Annotated in this window: 14 protein-coding genes and 4 tRNA genes; 15 read left to right on the top strand and 3 right to left on the bottom strand. The window is 60.4% G+C overall.

Annotation, left to right across the window (positions count from 1 at the left end):
• The first annotated feature begins 140 nt into the window (after positions 1 to 140).
• The 11 genes from D8U71_RS05920 (at position 141) to D8U71_RS05870 (ending at position 7,983) form a co-directional block, all read left to right on the top strand.
• Positions 141 to 216 (top strand) — tRNA-Ala (locus D8U71_RS05920).
• A 79-nt stretch (positions 217 to 295) separates the two neighbouring features.
• Positions 296 to 371, top strand: a tRNA-Glu gene (locus tag D8U71_RS05915).
• A gap of 53 nt (positions 372 to 424) precedes the next feature.
• Positions 425 to 500, top strand: a tRNA-Ala gene (locus D8U71_RS05910).
• Between the two features lie 80 nt (positions 501 to 580).
• A tRNA-Glu gene (locus tag D8U71_RS05905) sits at positions 581 to 656 on the top strand.
• Positions 657 to 837: 181 nt separating this feature from the next.
• Positions 838 to 1,377 carry a TetR/AcrR family transcriptional regulator gene (locus tag D8U71_RS05900; RefSeq protein ID WP_016773921.1) on the top strand — a complete coding sequence of 180 codons (540 nt, stop codon included), beginning with the start codon at positions 838 to 840 and terminating at the stop codon, positions 1,375 to 1,377.
• Between the two features lie 30 nt (positions 1,378 to 1,407).
• Positions 1,408 to 2,241, top strand: coding sequence for an alpha/beta fold hydrolase (locus D8U71_RS05895; protein ID WP_125927218.1), 834 nt, complete (start codon positions 1,408 to 1,410; stop codon positions 2,239 to 2,241).
• Between the two features lie 46 nt (positions 2,242 to 2,287).
• Positions 2,288 to 2,731, top strand: a complete 444-nt coding sequence (locus D8U71_RS05890) for a thioesterase family protein (RefSeq protein ID WP_016773923.1) — start codon at positions 2,288 to 2,290, stop codon at positions 2,729 to 2,731.
• 174 nt (positions 2,732 to 2,905) lie between these two features.
• Positions 2,906 to 3,865 (top strand): tRNA-dihydrouridine synthase, encoded by a 960-nt coding sequence (locus tag D8U71_RS05885; RefSeq protein WP_130887375.1) that lies wholly within the window; start codon positions 2,906 to 2,908, stop codon positions 3,863 to 3,865.
• Between the two features lie 119 nt (positions 3,866 to 3,984).
• Positions 3,985 to 4,431 (top strand): Hsp20 family protein, encoded by a 447-nt coding sequence (locus D8U71_RS05880; protein ID WP_016773925.1) that lies wholly within the window; start codon positions 3,985 to 3,987, stop codon positions 4,429 to 4,431.
• Between the two features lie 187 nt (positions 4,432 to 4,618).
• On the top strand, positions 4,619 to 5,314 hold the full coding sequence (locus D8U71_RS05875; protein ID WP_071171646.1) for a DUF1266 domain-containing protein: 696 nt from the start codon (positions 4,619 to 4,621) through the stop codon (positions 5,312 to 5,314).
• Positions 5,311 to 7,983 (top strand): DUF805 domain-containing protein, encoded by a 2,673-nt coding sequence (locus D8U71_RS05870; protein ID WP_130887374.1) that lies wholly within the window; start codon positions 5,311 to 5,313, stop codon positions 7,981 to 7,983. The genes D8U71_RS05875 and D8U71_RS05870 overlap by 4 nt, the downstream gene beginning before the upstream one ends.
• Here the strand turns inward: D8U71_RS05870 and D8U71_RS05865 are convergent.
• From D8U71_RS05865 to D8U71_RS05855, 3 genes are all read right to left on the bottom strand, one after another.
• Positions 7,980 to 9,671, bottom strand: coding sequence for a molecular chaperone HscC (locus D8U71_RS05865; RefSeq protein WP_130887373.1), 1,692 nt, complete (start codon positions 9,669 to 9,671; stop codon positions 7,980 to 7,982). The two genes, D8U71_RS05870 and D8U71_RS05865, sit on opposite strands and share 4 nt — an antisense overlap.
• 94 nt (positions 9,672 to 9,765) lie before the next feature.
• Complete coding sequence (locus D8U71_RS05860; protein ID WP_125927224.1) at positions 9,766 to 13,044, bottom strand: PAS domain S-box protein; 3,279 nt, start codon at positions 13,042 to 13,044, stop codon at positions 9,766 to 9,768.
• 63 nt (positions 13,045 to 13,107) lie between these two features.
• Entirely contained in the window at positions 13,108 to 13,998 is an 891-nt protein-coding gene (locus tag D8U71_RS05855; RefSeq protein WP_024012384.1) for a LysR family transcriptional regulator, read from the bottom strand.
• Positions 13,999 to 14,137: 139 nt separating this feature from the next.
• Between D8U71_RS05855 and leuC the strand changes: the two genes are divergently transcribed.
• The 4 genes from leuC (at position 14,138) to leuB (ending at position 18,214) form a co-directional block, all read left to right on the top strand.
• The gene (leuC, locus tag D8U71_RS05850; protein ID WP_016773930.1) at positions 14,138 to 15,556 is read left to right on the top strand and encodes a 3-isopropylmalate dehydratase large subunit; all 1,419 of its coding nucleotides are present in this window, start codon (positions 14,138 to 14,140) and stop codon (positions 15,554 to 15,556) included.
• Positions 15,557 to 15,568: 12 nt separating this feature from the next.
• Positions 15,569 to 16,213 (top strand): 3-isopropylmalate dehydratase small subunit, encoded by a 645-nt coding sequence (gene leuD, locus D8U71_RS05845; RefSeq protein ID WP_073474092.1) that lies wholly within the window; start codon positions 15,569 to 15,571, stop codon positions 16,211 to 16,213.
• A 95-nt stretch (positions 16,214 to 16,308) separates the two neighbouring features.
• Entirely contained in the window at positions 16,309 to 17,076 is a 768-nt protein-coding gene (locus tag D8U71_RS05840; RefSeq protein ID WP_130887372.1) for a class I SAM-dependent methyltransferase, read from the top strand.
• A gap of 55 nt (positions 17,077 to 17,131) precedes the next feature.
• Complete coding sequence (gene leuB / locus D8U71_RS05835; protein ID WP_016773933.1) at positions 17,132 to 18,214, top strand: 3-isopropylmalate dehydrogenase; 1,083 nt, start codon at positions 17,132 to 17,134, stop codon at positions 18,212 to 18,214.
• Positions 18,215 to 18,314: the final 100 nt, after the last annotated feature.

Here is an 18,314-nt window from a genome sequence, read left to right as displayed (position 1 = left end):
CTGCCTCCGGCGTTTCTCCCGAATTTACGGGGGAGGGCGGTAAGTGATTGTTATCCCGGCAAAAAATTTTGAAATTTTTCAAAAATAAGTTTGACAGGCTTTCGATACGCCCTTAAGATTCGCCCCGTCCTCAGCGATGAGGGGCTATAGCTCAGCTGGGAGAGCGCTTGCATGGCATGCAAGAGGTCGACGGTTCGATCCCGTCTAGCTCCACCAATTTACACTTCGAGGTCTGGCCACACCGGCCTTGAAGCGATCAACACTCAGCGTTGATCAGTTGTATAGAAGGGTTTGCGTCCCCTTCGTCTAGTGGCCTAGGACACCGCCCTTTCACGGCGGTAACAGGGGTTCGAGTCCCCTAGGGGACGCCAGTTTTACAGAAGTGATGTTGCAAGAGATCACTCCGCCGCGAGGCGAAAAATCCGGGGCTATAGCTCAGCTGGGAGAGCGCCTGCATGGCATGCAGGAGGTCAGCGGTTCGATCCCGCTTAGCTCCACCAATTTTACAGTTCAAGGTCTGGCCACACCGGCCTTGAATCGATCAGCTCTCAGCACTGATCAGTTGTATAGAAGGGTTTGTGTCCCCTTCGTCTAGTGGCCTAGGACACCGCCCTTTCACGGCGGTAACAGGGGTTCGAGTCCCCTAGGGGACGCCACGATTACCCGCTCTGCGGGATTTATAAGGGTCATTCAATTATTGAATGGCCCTTTTGTTTGTCCGGCGTTTGGCCAACTCTCCTTTTTCCTTACACTGTGCTTCAGACCAGCGGTCATATTCATGACTTGCGGAATATTATTATGCGAATAATATTCTAGTCGTAATATTCGGAGGCAACGATGAACGATAAAAAAGCTCAAACCCGCGAACGCATCCTCAAGGCTGCCAGCGCCGCACTGATTCAGCGCGGCCCGGCTGACCCGAGCGTGGGCGAAGTGATGGGCGCAGCCGGCCTGACCGTCGGCGGCTTCTACGCACACTTCGAAAGCAAGGACGCGATGATGCTCGAAGCGTTCAAGCAACTGCTGGGCCGCCGTCGCGACCTGATTGCCGACATGGACGCCGATCTGACCGGCGAAGAGCGTCGCGCTTTGGTGGCTGCGTTCTACCTGTCACGCAAACACCGGGATTCCAGCGAAGCCGCATGCCCGATTCCGGCCTCGATTGGCGAATTGGGGCGTTTGCCGGAGTCGTTCCGCATCGCGCTGAACGAGCATCTGGAGCTGATGGTCGCGCAACTGGCCGCCAGCCCTGAAGACACCGACAAGGCTTTGGCCGATGTCGCGTTGATGGTCGGTGGTCTGGCCTTGGCCAGGGCGCTGGGTCCGGGAGAGTTATCCGATCGATTGCTGCGCGCCGCCAAGTCGGCGGTGCGTTGACCTGAAGGCAACAAGCCTGAGGAGAGTGCGATGAACGCGTTGAAGTGGGTTCGTGGCGTTAACGGTACCTTGGGCTGGTTTGCACCGAAGCTGGTGGCGAGCAAAATGCGTCTGGCGTTCATGACGCCCCGCGCGCTACCGCTGCGCGATTGGGAGCTGCCGCTGTTGGCCAGCTCCGAACGCATCACGTTGCGCTTCGGCCTGTCGGCGCTGCGCTGGGGCCAAGGCCCGACAGTGTTGCTGATGCATGGTTGGGAAGGGCGGCCAACGCAGTTCGCCTCGCTGATCAATGCTCTGGTCGATGCCGGCTATACCGTCGTCGCGCTTGATGGCCCGGCTCACGGTCGCTCCCCTGGGCGCGAAGCCAATGTAGTGCTGTTCGCCCGCGCCATGCTTGAAGCGGCTGCCGAATTGCCGCCGCTGCAAGCGGTTATCGGCCATTCCATGGGCGGCGCCAGCGCGATGCTCGCCGTGCAATTGGGTCTGCGCACGGAAACTCTGGTCAGCATCGCCGCACCGTCGCGGATTCTCGGCGTGCTGCGCGGTTTTGCGCGAATGGTTGGCATGCCGCCGCGCGCGCGTTCGGCGTTTATTCGTCAGGTCGAGCAGGACGTCGGCATGCGCGCCGCAACGCTGGACGTGGCCCACTATCAACTGGATATGCCCGGCCTGATCGTGCACGCCGAGGACGACAATTTCGTCTCGGTCAAAGAATCGCAATTGATTCACGAAGCCTGGTTCGACAGCCGCCTGCTGCGCCTGGAAAGCGGCGGCCATCAGCGGGTGCTGGCCGACCCTCGAGTGATTGATGGTGTGTTATCACTGCTTGCCGGTCGCAGCCTTCAAACGCGCCAATCGGCCTGAGCTCCGTTACACTGCCCCGGTTGAATACTTTGACCGGGAGTGGGGCATGGGCTGGGATCGGGCAACGCCGTTTACCATTGATCTGCAAGTAGGCGCCGAAGACATCGACGGGCTCGGGCACGCCAATAACGCGGTGTACGTGACCTGGCTCGAGCGCTGCGCCTGGCGCCATTCGCAGCGCCTCGGCCTGGACCTGGTCGAATACCGGCGGCTGGATCGGGCGATGGCGGTCGTCCGCCATGAAATCGATTACCTGGCCGCCGCCTACGAAGGCGATGAACTGCAGCTGGCGACGTGGATCGTCGACTGGGATCAGCGCCTGAAAATGACCCGGCATTTCCAGCTCAAACGCCCCAGCGACAACGCCACCCTGCTGCGCGCGCAGACCACGTTTGTCTGCATCGAACTGTCGACCGGCAAGCCCAAGCGCATGCCGGCTGAATTCATCGAAGGCTATGGCCCGGCGATCCAGATTGCAGAGGCGATGTAAATCTCACCCTGTGGGAGCGAGCCTGCTCGCGAAAGCGTCAGGTCAGTCACACATGCATGAACTGACAGGCCGCCTTCGCGAGCAGGCTCGCTCCCACAGAGAGATGTGTTGTTCTGCGGTCTTCCACGATATCCAGTAAACTGCCGCACGTTTTTTCTTCAAGTAGTGTTTCCCATGCAAATTGCTCTGGCGCCCATGGAAGGGTTGGTCGACGACATCCTGCGCGACGTGCTGACCCGCGTTGGCGGCATCGACTGGTGCGTGACCGAATTCATTCGGGTCAACGACCAGTTGCTCACCCCGGCGTACTTCCACAAGTTCGGCCCCGAGCTGCTCAACGGCGCTCGCACCGCGTCCGGCGTGCCGCTGCGCGTGCAATTGCTCGGTTCTGATCCGGTATGCCTGGCGGAAAACGCCGCGCTGGCCTGCGAGCTCGGCTCGGAAGTGATCGATCTGAACTTCGGCTGCCCGGCCAAGACCGTCAACAAATCCCGCGGCGGCGCCGTGCTGCTCAAGGAGCCGGAGCTGCTCAACCAGATCGTCGAACATGTCCGTCGCGCCGTACCGGCGCACATCCCGGTCACCGCGAAAATGCGCCTGGGTTTCGACAGTCCTGACGGCTCGCTGGTCTGCGCCACGGCGCTGGCCGAAGGCGGGGCAGAGCACATCGTCGTACATGCGCGGACGAAAATGGACGGCTACAAACCGCCGGCACATTGGGAGTGGATCCCGCGCGTGCAGGACGTGGTCAAGGTGCCTGTGTTCGCCAACGGCGATATCTGGAGCGTCGAAGACTGGCGCCGTTGCCGCGAAATCAGTGGCGTGAAAGACATTATGCTCGGTCGGGGTCTGGTCTCCCGCCCGGATCTCGCTCGGCAGATCGCTGCGGCGCGCGCTGGCGAAGAGGTCGTCGAGATGACTTGGGCCGAGCTGATGCCGCTGATTCAGGACTTCTGGCTGCAGGCCAAAGCGCAGATGACCGCGCGCCAATCGCCCGGTCGCCTCAAGCAATGGCTGGCCATGCTGACGCGCAACTACCCGGAAGCCGCCGAGCTTTTCACCGTTCTGCGCCGTGAAACCGAGCCGGATCAAGTCTCGCGTCTGCTCGGATTGCCGTTCGTCGAGGCCGCATAAAAAATCTCAAAATAATCTCTTGAAATCAAAACAGCGGTCCCTATCTAAGGGTTACGCGATGCCGAATTCGGGTCGCGGAGACACAAAACCTTGCTGATTGTTTTCAGGAGATTTGAATCATGAGTACTGCATTTTCTCTCGCGCCACTGTTCCGTTCCTCGGTAGGTTTCGACCGTTTCAACGACCTGTTCGAAACCGCCCTGCGCAACGAGCCAGGCAGCAGCTATCCACCTTACAACGTCGAAAAACACGGTGATGACCAATACCGTATCGTCGTTGCGGCCGCCGGTTTCCAGGAAGAAGACCTGGACCTGCAAGTCGAGAAGGGTGTGCTGACCATCAGTGGCGGCAAGCGTGACACTGACGAGAGCGTCACGTTCTTGCATCAAGGCATCGCCCAGCGAGCCTTCAAGCTGTCGTTCCGTCTGGCCGATCACATCGAGATCAAGGACGCTGCGCTGCGCAACGGCCTGCTGAGCATCGACCTGCTCCGTGTGATCCCGGAAGAAGCGAAAGCCAAGCGCATCCCGATCAATGGAGCGCAGCAGCCGGCGTTGCAGCATTGATTCATGTGCTGACACACAATCGCCCGAACCGGCGATAAGCCGCTGAACGAAAGGCCCCGATACGTCGGGGCCTTTTTTGTGGGCACAGAAAAAGTGATGCTGGGTTTGCCGCTGTCGGCGGGGCTCTTTACAATCGGCGCCCATCAAGCCGGCTTTCCCTATTTCCACCGGCACGGAGCCTTTGTTCATGGACGAATTGGAACAGCGCTGGCTATATGCGCTTTCATCGCCTCTTGTCGCCCTCAATCCCGACGCCGATTACACCGCACCCACCTATTGTTTCGATCTCAAGCATGTCGATGTTGAAGGCGGTTGGGGGATTACCACGCGCCCGCAATTATTGGACATGCTCAGAACGGCCGATAACGGGCACGCGACGCAACTGAACGAAGCCTATCGCCAGTGGGAGCGATGCCTGCCGTCAGAATGGCAGTCATTGCTCGACTCGCTGGGTACTCGTCAGCGCGCGTTTTATGAGTTGGCCAGCCGCACATTCGGCGAGTGTGGTTCTGGCGGCATCCGCGCCTGGGATATTGGCCGCATGGGATTTCTGCTGCGCTCCGCGGTGCTGCACGGATGGATCGACCTGACCGAAAGCCTTTGGCTGCATGGTCGCATGGCGGCACGTGCGCGCTACTACTACGACAGTTGGACGAGCTATCTGAATGGTTTCGTCGTCGGCAAGGCCTTCTGGCATTGCCTGGGCAACAAGGACGAGGAATTGAGCCACGAATTTGACCGGCAGGGCGACTATATCGGTACCACCGTGGTCATCCACAATCTTGATCGCGATGCCCGTGAATTATTTGCGCAATTGCCATGGAATATGCCTCTGCACCTTCCCGAGCGGCCTGACACGCTAGGGGAGTTTGACTGGTCATGAGTTGCTGGATTCGCTTGGGTATCGAGCCCACCAAAGACAACGACACCATTCGTGGCGCCTATCGTGCGCGTTTGCCGCAACACCATCCCGAAACCGATCCGGAAGGTTTTCAGGCGCTGCGCGAAGCTTATGAGCTGGCGTTACGCTTTGCCCGCGAAGAAGTTGCCGAGCCCGTTGAACAGACCCAGGACGAGGTAAGTCCCGCTGGCAGGATCATGGCGGATTTCGATAGTTTGCTGCTCGATCCAGCCCGCCGGTTCGAGCCGGCGGCATGGCAGGCATTTAACCTCAAGCTTGATCGTCTTGCGCTGGAAGTGCTGGACGAAGTCTGCTGGCCGTTATTGCGCGAACTGCTGGAAGCGGGACCGATTTCCCATGTCTGCGCGCGTTTGCTGGCCCAACGCCTGAGCTGGGCAAGCCGGATGCTGGACATGGATTTCGACAATGCGCGGCATGTCGACGAGTTCTTGCAGCGCATCGAGTTGCCGGATCCATTCGACACGTCATTGATCAGCCATTGGCCCGCTGCCGCGCAGCTGGAAACGCTCTGGTACGTGCGCACCCTCGATTACCTGCACCGCGAAGCCTCGCTGGATGACTTTCGACACTTCGCCGGGCAGCACATGTGTCTGCCCCTACCCGCTGATGACGGGTTGCTGCGACGCCTGGCGATACAGTTCAGTCAGGCCGGCATCGCCAGCAAGGATTTTCTCGAGATTGTCGGTGAGATGCATCGGCTTGCGCCTCAGCAGGTCGATTGGCTCTATCTGCTGGCGTGCCAGCGCAGCGCGCTGGGCATGGAGGAATTGGCGTTACAGGCATGGGTACAGCTCTGGCGCGAGCATCATCACCCGAAAGCTGCGTCATGGCTGCTGGACTTGTGCGCGCGTCACCAGCCGCAGCGCTTGCCCTTGCTGATCCAGGCCTTTGACCGCCTAGAAAATTTCCGCGACTGGTCAACTGACCTGAATGATGTCAGTCAGGAATACGGCAGTCCGTCACAACGTCCGGAAACACTGGCGCGCTGGTTCCGCGCCCGGCAGCTCGAATTGCGAGGCATCGCCGATGCATTTGTCGAGTGGCGTATCAGTGGTGATGAATTGCCGCTGCTGGCGTGGCTGATCAGCGACAGCGAAGATCCGCCGCTACAAATCCTCTATCAGCATGCCTGGGCGTTGCATCGCGGTGATGAGGCCTTGCTGGGACGTGTCATGGACGCAGCAGCACCGCTGGATATTCTTGATCAATTGGTGCTGGAGGGCTTCAAGTATCAGGCCGGGCAACAGATCTGCTGGTTGACCCAGGCGCCAATTCCACTGGCAATGCAGGCGTATCTGGCAGCCGACCACGCCACCCCGTTGCCGCCGGAACTGCACAAAGGCCAACCGCTTGAGCTCAGCCTGTTGTGGATGCGCCGTTTGCGCGCTTACGATGCCGGTTCGCTGGCGCGGTTGGACGAAGCATTCAGTCTGGACAAGCGAGACACCATGCTGGATGGTCTGAAACTGCAAGCTGAGTTGGCCACGCAGGGCATGGTGTTCCCGGCCATTGATAGCCGGGACGATGTCTGGGAGTGGCACCGTCAGGCGCTGTACTTGCTTGCTACGCTCGATGAACCGACACGCTGGTTGGCTGCGCAGTCGGCACGCTGCATTGAGTGGATGAATGTTGCGCGTGAGCACCCATTGGCACGTCTGCAGCCACTGCTCTGTCGCCTGAATCGAGAGCAGGGCAGCGCCAGCGGTCTGCTCGGCTGGCTGCAAGCCGCCGACCCGGTGCACTCGCTGCTGGCCCGCAAGTTGTTCAGTGTTCAGGAAGCTCTGGACAGCACCCGATTGCTGGGTAATGACCGGTTGTTTGAATGCATGCGCAGCGATATCGGTCGGTTCAATGATGATCTGCTTGGGCGCATGCTGTTAGCGGGCGTCCTGTATCACGATCCCCTGCTCAATGCGCAACAGCGCAAATATCTGCTCGAAAGCATCACCGAAGTAGTCAACCCTCAGGAGTGGTTCGATGGCTTCCGTCACGGTCTGATCAAGGGAGAACCTCCTCATCCGCCTCGCGAGGCGCTGTCGGACGAGGGTGTCGGCGACGCTTTTTACCTGGCGCTGGATGTGCTCAGGGACCTCGTGCGTTTTGGCAGTATCGGTGTACCAAGTCAGAAAACCCTTTTACGTATGCAGCGGGCCAAGGACGACCTCGATAACGGACTCGGTCTGCGCTTCGTGTTCAGTGCCCTGCTGTCGTGGTCGGAGCGTTTGTTGCTGGCCAAGGCACAGACCATTCCAACGCCGGCAACTGCATTCTGGCGTCTCGGTAGTCGGCTGGGTCGTGAGGCATTCGTTGCGCAAGTCATCGGTATCGTGCTGCTCACGCCGCTACTGGCATTGTTCAGCGGCTCGGTGGTTACTGCTTTTGTTGTGCTTGGGGGAGCGCTCGCCCTGCTGCTCAGTGCCATTTTGCGGCGTCTTCATGACATGGGGCGAGGCGTCACGACGTTTGTGCTGATCGCCGGCCTTTCGCCAGTTCTACCGTTCTTGCCGTTGGTGCTGTTCGGTTTTCCCGGAGAAAAGCTGCCCAATCGCTATGGCGTGCCACCGGGCAGTGAGCGGGAAAACACTCTGGCCGGTGGCTTGCAAGCCAATCTGCGACGGCTAAACGGTTAAAAACGTAATTGATCAAGCGCATCATTCAGCGCTGAGCGGTGGCTGGCGATTTCGCTGGCTTGCTGGCCGGCAAGCACGGTGTTGAAGGTGTCCATCCACTCGGCAATGCGCGCACGCTCGTCGCCCAGAGTTTGCATCCATGCTCGCTCCAGTCGTGCGAGCAGGGTGCGGTTGGGCAGGGCGTCGCGAGGGTGGACTTTGAGCGTCGCGAGCCGGGCATGGCTGTCTCTGCGCGCCTGTTCATCCAGTCCGGTCGGGCTGCGGTCGATGCTGTGGCCGTAACGTTCGCCGGTTTCCAGAAGCGTGACGTCGACTTCCAGCAGGCCGTTGATGTCATAACTGAAACGCACATCGAGGCTCTGCAGCTGCTCACTAGGGGTGAACTGGATGTCGAAAGAATCGATGAAAATATTGTCGCGTACCCACGGGCGTTCCCCTTGATACACCGCGACACGGATTTCAGTCTGTTGCGCAAACGTCGTCGAGTAACGCTGCACCCGTGACGTTGGAATCACCGTGTTACGTTCGATGATCGGCGAGAACGCGCCACTGACGCCTTCGCCACGATTGGTCGAAATCCCCAGCGTATACGGACAGACATCCGTCAGAATCAATTCTTCCACCGCACCGTCCCGCGCCTTGCATGCCGCCTGCGTCGCCGCCCCCAGCGCCACGATAGTATCCGGATCAAGATGCCGATAAGGCAGGCGTCCAAACAATGTGGCGACCATTTGCTGCACCGCCGGCATGCGCGTGGCGCCACCGACCAGCACCAGGCTGTCGAGGTCGCGCGGTTTCAGTCGGGCATCGCGCAGAGCCTGTTCGATTGGCGCGCGCAAGCGGGCCAGCAACAGCTCCCATATTTTCACTGCAGCGGCTTCATCCAGTTCCCATTCGAATGTCTGCTCGGCATACCGCCAGCTCAAGTGCTGCGCGCCTTCGCCGAGTTTGCATTTCAGCTGTTCGAGCGCATCACCGAGGCTGGCCATGGCTTGTGCATCGATCGTTGAGGGGGTGAGTTGCCAGTGTTTCAGGCAGGCCTGCAACAGGGCGGCGGTGAAGTCTTCGCCGCCAAGAAAGTTGTCACCGGTGGAGGCGTGCACTTCGATCAGCGGCAATGCGTATTCGAGCACGGTGACGTCGAACGTGCCGCCGCCGAGATCGAATATCAGCGTGCGTTCGAACTTCTGTTCGTGCAGGCCGTACGCCATGGCGGCAGCGGTCGGTTCATTGATCAGGCGCGTCACGGACAGCCCGGCCAGTTCGGCGGCGAACAAGGTGCGCTTGCGCTGCTCGTCACTGAAATATGCCGGTACGGAAATGACCGCTTCTGTGACCGCCTGGCCGAGAAAGGCTTCCGCGTCCTGCTTGAGTGAGCCAAGTACCAGCGCCGACAACTCTTCCGGGCTGAACTGGCGAGAGCCGAGCTGGATTTGCCTGTCGCTGCCCATGAAGCGCTTGAACGCGGCGGCAGTGCGTTCCGGGTGCGTGGTCAGGCGGGCGCGGGCGGCTTTGCCGACCAGAATCGTGTCGTCTTCATCAAGGCTGACCACCGACGGTGTCAGCACATCGCCGAGGGCGTTGCGGATCAGTTCGGCGCGGCCTTCACGCCAGACGGCGATCAGGCTGTTGGTGGTGCCAAGGTCGATGCCCAGCAGGGCCGGGCGGGGAAGGGATGCATCCTGCATGGTTGATCTCGAAGCGGCGCAAAAAACGCGACCCTACAGGCTGACGCAAACCGTGGCAATTGTTGCTCTGTTGCCAGTCTGTGCGACCGCCGATTCAGGGCAGCAGTTTTTTCAGATCCTCCAACCCCACCGGTCGGCTGTGCAGATAGCCCTGATACAAGTGGCATTCCAGGCCCTGCAAAAACGCCAGTTGCGCTGGCGTCTCCACGCCCTCGGCAATGACCTCCAGCTCAAGGCTGCGGGCCATCGCGACAATTGCGCGAATGATCTCGGCAACATTGGAGTCAGTGGTCGCATCGCGGATGAACGACTGGTCGATCTTCAGGGTGTCTACCGGAAGGCGCTTCAAATAAGTCAGCGACGAATAACCGGTGCCGAAGTCGTCCATGGCGAAGCTCACGCCGAGCTTTTTCAAGCGGCGCATTTTGCTGATGGTGTCTTCCAGATTCTGGATGACGATGCCTTCGGTGATTTCCAGTTTCAGCAGCGAGCAGGGCAGGCCGTGGCTGGTCATGCTGTGTTCGATGCGTTCCACGAAATCGTTCTGGCGGAACTGCCGGGGGCTGATGTTCACGCACAGGCTGAAGTTGAGCGGGTCGACCAGTTTCAACGCGATCAGTTGTTTGAAGGCGTTGCAGGCTTCATCGAGGATCCACGTGCCGACTTCAAGAATCAGGCCGCTGTCTTCCAGTACCTTGATGAACTCGGTGGGCGATTGCGCGCCGAGTTCGGGATGGTTCCAGCGCACCAGGGCTTCGGCGCCGATGATGCGGTTGTCGCGGGCATCGACCTGTGGCTGAAAATGCACGTTGAACTCGCCGCGCGACAGCGCAAGACGCAGGTCGGTCTCCATGCGCAGGCGTTCGCTGGCCGCTTTCTGCATGGTGTTGTGATACATCTGCGTGGTGTTGCGCCCGGAATCCTTGGCCCGGTACAGGGCGATGTCGGCGCGTTTGAGCAGGTCGGTCGGAGTCGAGCCGTGATCGGGAATCAGCGCCACGCCAATGCTCGGCGTCACTTGCAGGCGCTGGCCATCAAGGAACATCGGCTCCGAAAGCAATTCGCGAATGGTGTCGGCCAGCGCGCGCACTTGTTCGCTGACTTCACTGCGCGAACCTTCGAGGCCGCTGAGCAACACCACAAACTCATCGCCACCGAGGCGCGCCACCGTGTCTTCCATGCGCACACTGGCTTCGAGCCGCGCGGTGATGATTTTCAGCACGGTGTCGCCGACCGGGTGGCCGAGGGAATCGTTGATGTGCTTGAAGTGATCGAGGTCGAGAAACAGCAAGGCGCCGCGCAGATTGTGGCGCTTGAGCAGGGCGATCTGCTGGCTCAGGCGATCCATCAGCAGGGCGCGGTTGGGCAGGTTGGTCAGCGGGTCGTGATAGGCCAGGTGACGAATCTGCGCTTCGGCGTTCTTCAACAGGCTGACGTCGCGCGCGGTCAGCAGCAGGCACGCGGTTTCATTGAGCGTGATCGGCTCGACCGAGACTTCCACCGTGAGCAATTCGCCGCGCTTGTTGCGCCCGAGCATTTCCTGATGATGCACGCGGCCCTTGATCTGCAACTCGGCGAGTAAGGTCGAGCGCTGTTTCTCTTCGGCCCAGATCCCCACCTGATAAACGGTTTTGCCCACCACTTCGTCGGCGCGGTAGCCGGTGAGGCGACAGAAGCCATCGTTGACCTCAAGATAACGCCCGGTGTCGCGCTCGGTGATGGTGATGGCGTCGGGGCTGGAGTGAAACGCCTTGGCGAATTTTTCTTCGCTGGCCTTCAGCGCTGCTTCCGAGCGTTGTTGCTGGGTGATGTCGCGCAGGGTGGTGACGATGCACGGCTGGTCGCCGACGCTGATCTGCCGGCTGGAAATCACGCAGGTCAGCGACTGGCCGTCCTTGTGCTGGACGAGAATGGCCACGTTGCTCAGGCCTTGTTCGCGAATCACCCGTTCGATGCGTTGCAGGCTTTTCGCCGAGGCGTCCCACAGGCCGATTTCCTCGGCGGTGTGGCCAATCACATCGGCGGCGCTCCAGCCAAAGGTCTGGCTGAAGCTGGAATTGATCTCGATGAACTCCCCGGTTTCCTGGCGCGTGACGCAGATCGGATCAGGGCTGACCTGAAACAGCGTGGCGAATTTCTCTTCCGAGGCCACCAGACGCTGCTCGCGCTCGACCTGATCGGTGATGTCCAGCAACGTGCCGGCCATGCGAAGCGGTGCGCCGTTGTCGTCGCGATAGAGACGCGCGCGGCTTTCCAGATAGCGCGAGCTGCCGTCGGGCAATTGCACGCGATAGGTCAGTTGATAATTGCCGGCGGGGCCTTCGCGCAGGCTGCGGTACGCGTCGCGCATGCTGTCGCGTTCCTCGCCCGGCACGCCTTCGAAAAACTCCTCGAATGATTCATGGAATGGAATCGGCTCCAGCCCGTGCAATTGCGCAGCGCGCGCCGAGCCGTAAAGCATGCCGCTGGGGATGTGCCAGTCCCAAGTGCCGAGTTGCGCTGAATCCAGCGCCAGGTCGAGGCGTTCCTGGCTGTCCTTCAAGGCCAGTTCGGCGGCTTTGCGTTCGGTGGTGTCGAGGAAGGTGCTGAGCAGATAGGGCTGGCCTTCGAGCTCGACCTTCTGCGCGCTGAGGATGCCGTCGTGCACCTGGCCATTGCTGGCGCGGAACTGCACTTCCATGCTAATCAGCTCGCCCTTGGCTTTGGTTTTCTTCACCAGTTCGGCGCGTTGCTCGGGTTGCACCCACAAGCCCAGTTCCAGGGTGGTGCGGCCGATCGCGCTTTGCACCGGCCAGCCGAACAGGCTTTCGAAATACTGGTTGGCCTCGCTGATCAGACCGTCATCCTGACGGGTCAGCAGAACCATGTTCGGGCATAGGTGGAAAAGTGTAGCGAAACGTTTCTCCGAGCTGCTCAAGGCCTGCTCGCGCTGGCGTTGGTGGGTGATTTCGCGAATCACCCCGATCATTCGGGGCCGGCCGTTCTTGTCTGGCAGCAGGCTGCCGCTGATCTCCAGCCAGTGCAGGCTGCCGTCGGGCCAGCGGATGCGGTGATGCATCGCCTGCTCCAGCGGCGCGCCGGCGATCACCGCGTGGAAAGCACGCACGGTTTTCGCGCGGTCTTCCGGCGGCAACAGGTCGAGGTATTCCAAATCGGCGGGCAACGGCTGCCGTGGATCGAAACCGAACAACGCCTGGGTGCCCCGCGACCAGCTGATCTGCCCACGCTCGATGTCCCAATACCAGGCGCCGAGCCGCGCGCCGTTGAGCGCGGCGAGCAATTGCGGCGCGCTTTCCCAGCTCTGCTCGGAATGGCGCGGATCGACGGCCTGGATTCGCGGCATCGGCGGAGTTCGGTCAACAGATTTCGGCATTGTCAGCGGGCCTTGAGCTGAGTGGCGTTAGGCACAGGAGCGGCTCTATAGGAGTAGCACAAGTCAGGCCGGGATCCCTGGCCGATCGATTTGTGCATCCAGCAGGGCCATGAAGGCGCGTGCTGCATTCGATAGCGTCCGTTCGGTGTGCAAGATATAGCCTAGCTGGCGAGTGAGCTGTATGCCCGGCAATGCGATGCTTGCCACTTGTTCGTCGAGCATGGTGCGCGGCAGCACGCTCCAGGCCAGGCCAATGGAGACCATCATCTTGATGGTTTCCAGGTAGTTGGTGCTCATGGCGATGTTCGGCGTCAGGCCCTGGGCTTCGAACAAACGCTGGACGATGTGGTGGGTAAAGGTGTTGCCGCCGGGGAAAACCGCGGGGTGGCCGGCGATGTCCGCCAGACTGACGGCACCGTTGTTGATCAGCGAATGCTCCGGGGCGACGACGAAATCCAGCGGGTCGTCCCACACCGGCGTGGCTTTGACCAAGGTATGCGGCTCTGGCGCGAGGGTGATGACCGCCAATTCTGCGCGGCCGTGGAGAATTTCCTCGTAGGCCACTTCCGAATCAAGAAACTGAATATCCAGCGCAACCTGTGGGTAGCGGCGGGTGAACTCCCTTAATAGAGGCGGCAAGCGATGCAGGCCGATGTGGTGACTGGTGGCCAGCGTCAGGCGACCGCTGACCTCGCCGGTCAGGTTGGTCAGGGCGCGGCGGGTGTCGTCGAGCACGTTGAGAATCTGATAAGCCCGTGGCAGCAGGGCGCGACCGGCCTCGGTCAGGCCGACTTCACGGCCCAAGCGGTCGAACAGGCGCACCTTCAATTGCTGCTCAAGACCGGCGATGCGCTTGCTGATCGCCGGTTGGGTCAGATGAAGGCGTTCGCCGGCGCCGGAGAAGCTGCCGGTCTCGGCGATGGCAATAAAAGCGTTGAGGTTAGCCAAGTCCATGTCGCATTCCAGTTGGTTATCCAAAGCATAAAAAATATGAATTTGAGTTATTTAATCTAACCCCATAGGATCGGCCTCACAAGCCAAAGGGTTATTGATAAGCCCAGGGCATAGAAACAAGCTGATGAGGAACCGTCTGATGGCCGGCAAAACGCTCTACGACAAGCTCTGGGATTCGCATTTGGTCAAGCAGCGCGACGATGGCTCGGCGCTGATCTACATCGATCGTCACATCATCCACGAAGTGACTTCGCCGCAAGCTTTCGAAGGCTTGCGTCTGGCCGGGCGCAAGCCTTGGCGCATCGATGCCAACATTGCGACCCCGGACCACAACGTACCGACCACCCCTGAGCGCAAGGGCGGCATCGAAGCCATTGCCGATCAGGTTTCGCGTTTGCAGGTGCAGACCCTCGACGACAACTGCGATGAATACGGCATCGTCGAATTCAAGATGAACGACGTGCGTCAGGGCATCGTTCACGTGATCAGTCCGGAGCAGGGCGCGACCTTGCCGGGCATGACCGTGGTTTGCGGCGATTCGCACACCTCGACCCACGGCGCATTCGGTGCGTTGGCCCACGGCATCGGCACCTCCGAGGTCGAGCACGTCCTCGCCACACAGTGCCTGGTCGCCAAAAAAATGAAGAACATGCTGGTGCGCGTCGAAGGCCAATTGCCGTTCGGCGTGACCGCCAAGGACATCGTCCTTGCGGTGATCGGTAAGATCGGCACCGCCGGCGGTAACGGCCATGCCATCGAATTTGCCGGCAGCGCGATCCGTGATCTGTCCGTCGAAGGCCGCATGACCATCTGCAACATGTCCATCGAAGCCGGCGCCCGCGTCGGCCTGGTGGCGGCGGATCAGAAGACCATCGACTACGTCAAAGGTCGTCCATTCGCGCCGAAAGGCGAGCAGTGGGACATGGCCGTCGAAGCCTGGAAAGACCTGGTCTCCGACGCCGATGCCAAATTCGACACCGTGGTCGAGCTCGACGCCGCGCAAATCAAGCCGCAAGTCAGCTGGGGCACTTCGCCTGAGATGGTTTTGGCTGTTGATCAGAACGTGCCGGACCCGGCCAAGGAAATGGATCTGGTCAAGCGCGACTCGATCGTCCGCGCCTTGAAATACATGGGTTTGACCGCCAATCAGGCGATCACCGACATTCAGCTTGATCGCGTGTTCATCGGTTCCTGCACCAACTCGCGCATCGAAGACTTGCGCGCCGCTGCGGTGATCGCCAAGGGCCGCAAGGTGGCCTCGACCATCAAGCAGGCGATCGTCGTGCCGGGCTCGGGTCTGGTCAAGGCGCAGGCGGAAGCCGAAGGGCTGGACAAGATTTTCCTTGAGGCCGGTTTCGAATGGCGCGAGCCGGGTTGCTCGATGTGCCTGGCGATGAACCCGGACCGTTTGGAGTCCGGCGAGCATTGCGCCTCGACTTCCAACCGTAACTTCGAAGGCCGTCAGGGCGCCGGTGGCCGTACCCACCTGGTCAGCCCGGCCATGGCTGCCGCAGCAGCAGTGAACGGCCGTTTCATCGACGTTCGTGAATTGATCTAAAAGGAGCGCAGCATGAAAGCTTTTACCCAGCACACTGGTCTTGTCGCGCCTCTGGATCGTGCCAACGTCGACACTGATCAGATCATTCCCAAGCAGTTCTTGAAGTCGATCAAGCGCACCGGTTTCGGTCCGAACCTGTTCGACGAGTGGCGTTATCTGGATGTCGGCCAGCCGTACCAGGACAACTCCAAGCGCCCGTTGAACAAGGATTTCGTCCTCAACGCCGAGCGCTATCAGGGTGCCAGCGTATTGCTCGCCCGCGAGAACTTCGGCTGCGGCTCGAGCCGTGAACACGCGCCGTGGGCGCTGGAAGAGTACGGTTTCCGCAGCATCATCGCGCCGAGTTACGCCGACATTTTCTTCAACAACAGTTTCAAGAACGGCCTGCTGCCGATCATCCTCAGCGATGCAGAAGTTGATGAACTGTTTAAGCAGGTTGAAGCCGAGCCGGGTTATCAATTGCAGATCGACTTGCAAGCGCAGACCGTGACCCGCCCGGATGGCAAGGTCTACAGCTTCGAGGTCGACGCGTTCCGCAAGCACTGCCTGCTCAATGGTCTTGACGATATCGGCCTGACCTTGCAGGACGGCGATGCGATTGCGACGTTCGAAGCCAAGCATCGGGTTAGTCAGCCGTGGTTGTTTCGCGACGCTTGATTCGGGATTGATGTAGTCAGGGCGGGCCTCTTCGCGAGCAGGCTCGCTCCCACAGGGAATGTATTTCAAATAACACTGCTTACAGGATGTGATCCATGACCAGCACCGCCCAGCACACCCAGGTCGTCCAGAAGCAATTCGGCGAACAGGCAGCCGCTTACCTGAGCAGCGCGGTTCACGCCCAAGGCAGCGAATTCGCGCTGCTCCAGGCTGAACTGGCCGGGCAGGGTGGAGCGCGGGTGCTGGATCTGGGCTGTGGCGCCGGTCACGTCAGTTTCCATGTCGCGCCGCTGGTCAGGGAAGTGGTGGCTTACGACTTGTCGCAGCAAATGCTTGATGTGGTTGCCGGCGCTGCCGTCGATCGCGGCTTGAGCAACATCATTACCGTCAACGGTGCTGCCGAGCGCTTGCCGTTCGCCGATGGCGAGTTCGATTTTGTGTTCAGCCGCTATTCGGCGCATCACTGGAGCGACCTCGGTCAGGCCTTGCGCGAAGTGCGTCGGGTGCTGAAGCCGGGCGGGGTGGCGGCGTTCGTTGATGTGTTGTCACCGGGCAGTGCGTTGTTCGACACTTACCTGCAAAGCGTTGAAGTGTTGCGCGACACCAGCCATGTCCGCGACTACTCCGCCGCCGAGTGGCTGCGCCAGGTCAGCGAAGCCGGTCTGCATGTGCGCAGCACCACCCGTCAGCGCCTGCTTCTGGAGTACAGCAGTTGGGTCGAGCGCATGCGCACACCTGACGTGATGCGCGCGGCGATCCGCCAGTTGCAGCAGTCGATGGGCAACGAAGTGCGTGAGTATTTTGAGATAGATGCCGACGGCTCGTTCAGTACCGATGTAATCGTACTGATGGCTGAGCGATAAGAATTTTTCCCGGCGCGCCGTTCACTGGCGCACCGCTTGAAGACACGAGGAAAGCATGAGCAAGCAGATTCTGATTCTCCCGGGTGACGGTATTGGTCCGGAAATCATGGCCGAAGCGGTCAAGGTGCTGGAATTGGCCAATGACAAGTACAGCCTGGGCTTCGAGCTGAGCCACGACGTGATCGGTGGCGCGGCCATCGACAAGCATGGCGTGCCGCTGGCCGACGAAACCCTTGATCGCGCCCGCGCTGCCGACGCCGTGCTGCTGGGCGCTGTCGGTGGCCCGAAATGGGACACCATCGAGCGTGATATCCGCCCTGAACGCGGTCTGCTGAAAATCCGTGCGCAACTGGGCCTGTTCGGCAACCTGCGCCCGGCGATCCTCTATCCGCAACTGGCCGACGCGTCGAGCCTGAAGCCGGAAATCGTTGCCGGTCTGGACATCCTCATCGTCCGTGAGCTGACCGGCGGCATTTACTTCGGCGCGCCGCGTGGTACCCGTACGCTGGACAATGGCGAGCGTCAGTCCTACGACACCCTGCCGTACAGCGAAAGCGAAATTCGCCGCATCGCCCGTGTCGGTTTCGACATGGCCATGGTTCGTGGCAAGAAGCTCTGCTCGGTGGACAAGGCCAACGTGCTGGCATCCAGCCAGTTGTGGCGTGAAGTGGTCGAGCAGGTGGCCAAGGATTACCCGGAAGTCGAACTGAGCCACATGTACGTCGACAACGCCGCCATGCAGTTGGTGCGCGCACCCAAGCAGTTCGACGTGATCGTCACCGACAACATGTTCGGCGACATCCTCTCCGACGAAGCGTCGATGCTCACCGGTTCGATCGGCATGCTGCCGTCGGCCTCGCTGGATTCCAACAACAAGGGCATGTACGAGCCGTGCCACGGTTCGGCGCCGGACATTGCCGGTAAAGGCATTGCCAACCCGCTGGCGACGATCCTGTCGGTGTCGATGATGCTGCGTTACAGCTTCAATCTGCACGACGCTGCCGATGCCATCGAAAAAGCCGTCAGCGTCGTGCTCGATCAGGGCTTGCGCACCGGCGACATCCACTCGGCCGGTTGTACCAAAGTCGGTACGCAGGAAATGGGCGACGCAGTAGTCGCCGCGCTGCGGAATCTGTAATCTCTCGGGCCCGCTGCGAAATTCAATACAAAGCAGCGGCCCACTTTTCAAGAAGGTGTAGTTGCGATGAAACGTGTAGGTCTGATCGGTTGGCGCGGGA

It is taken from the genome of Pseudomonas sp. Sample_21, from assembly GCF_004307525.1.
Lineage (GTDB): Bacteria > Pseudomonadota > Gammaproteobacteria > Pseudomonadales > Pseudomonadaceae > Aquipseudomonas > Aquipseudomonas atacamensis.
This window is presented reverse-complemented; position numbering and strand designations above follow the sequence as displayed.

What these genes read in the sequence shown, in the direction of transcription:
- D8U71_RS05865 (WP_130887373.1), bottom strand. Translation starts at nt 9,671, where the DNA reads ATGCAGGATGCATCCCTTCCCCGCCCGGCCCTGCTGGGCATCGACCTT.
- leuC (WP_016773930.1), top strand. Translation starts at nt 14,138, where the DNA reads ATGGCCGGCAAAACGCTCTACGACAAGCTCTGGGATTCGCATTTGGTC.
- D8U71_RS05880 (WP_016773925.1), top strand. Translation starts at nt 3,985, where the DNA reads ATGAGTACTGCATTTTCTCTCGCGCCACTGTTCCGTTCCTCGGTAGGT.
- D8U71_RS05870 (WP_130887374.1), top strand. Translation starts at nt 5,311, where the DNA reads ATGAGTTGCTGGATTCGCTTGGGTATCGAGCCCACCAAAGACAACGAC.
- D8U71_RS05890 (WP_016773923.1), top strand. Translation starts at nt 2,288, where the DNA reads ATGGGCTGGGATCGGGCAACGCCGTTTACCATTGATCTGCAAGTAGGC.
- leuB (WP_016773933.1), top strand. Translation starts at nt 17,132, where the DNA reads ATGAGCAAGCAGATTCTGATTCTCCCGGGTGACGGTATTGGTCCGGAA.
- D8U71_RS05855 (WP_024012384.1), bottom strand. Translation starts at nt 13,998, where the DNA reads ATGGACTTGGCTAACCTCAACGCTTTTATTGCCATCGCCGAGACCGGC.
- D8U71_RS05860 (WP_125927224.1), bottom strand. Translation starts at nt 13,044, where the DNA reads ATGCCGAAATCTGTTGACCGAACTCCGCCGATGCCGCGAATCCAGGCC.
- D8U71_RS05900 (WP_016773921.1), top strand. Translation starts at nt 838, where the DNA reads ATGAACGATAAAAAAGCTCAAACCCGCGAACGCATCCTCAAGGCTGCC.
- D8U71_RS05885 (WP_130887375.1), top strand. Translation starts at nt 2,906, where the DNA reads ATGCAAATTGCTCTGGCGCCCATGGAAGGGTTGGTCGACGACATCCTG.
- D8U71_RS05875 (WP_071171646.1), top strand. Translation starts at nt 4,619, where the DNA reads ATGGACGAATTGGAACAGCGCTGGCTATATGCGCTTTCATCGCCTCTT.
- leuD (WP_073474092.1), top strand. Translation starts at nt 15,569, where the DNA reads ATGAAAGCTTTTACCCAGCACACTGGTCTTGTCGCGCCTCTGGATCGT.
- D8U71_RS05840 (WP_130887372.1), top strand. Translation starts at nt 16,309, where the DNA reads ATGACCAGCACCGCCCAGCACACCCAGGTCGTCCAGAAGCAATTCGGC.
- D8U71_RS05895 (WP_125927218.1), top strand. Translation starts at nt 1,408, where the DNA reads ATGAACGCGTTGAAGTGGGTTCGTGGCGTTAACGGTACCTTGGGCTGG.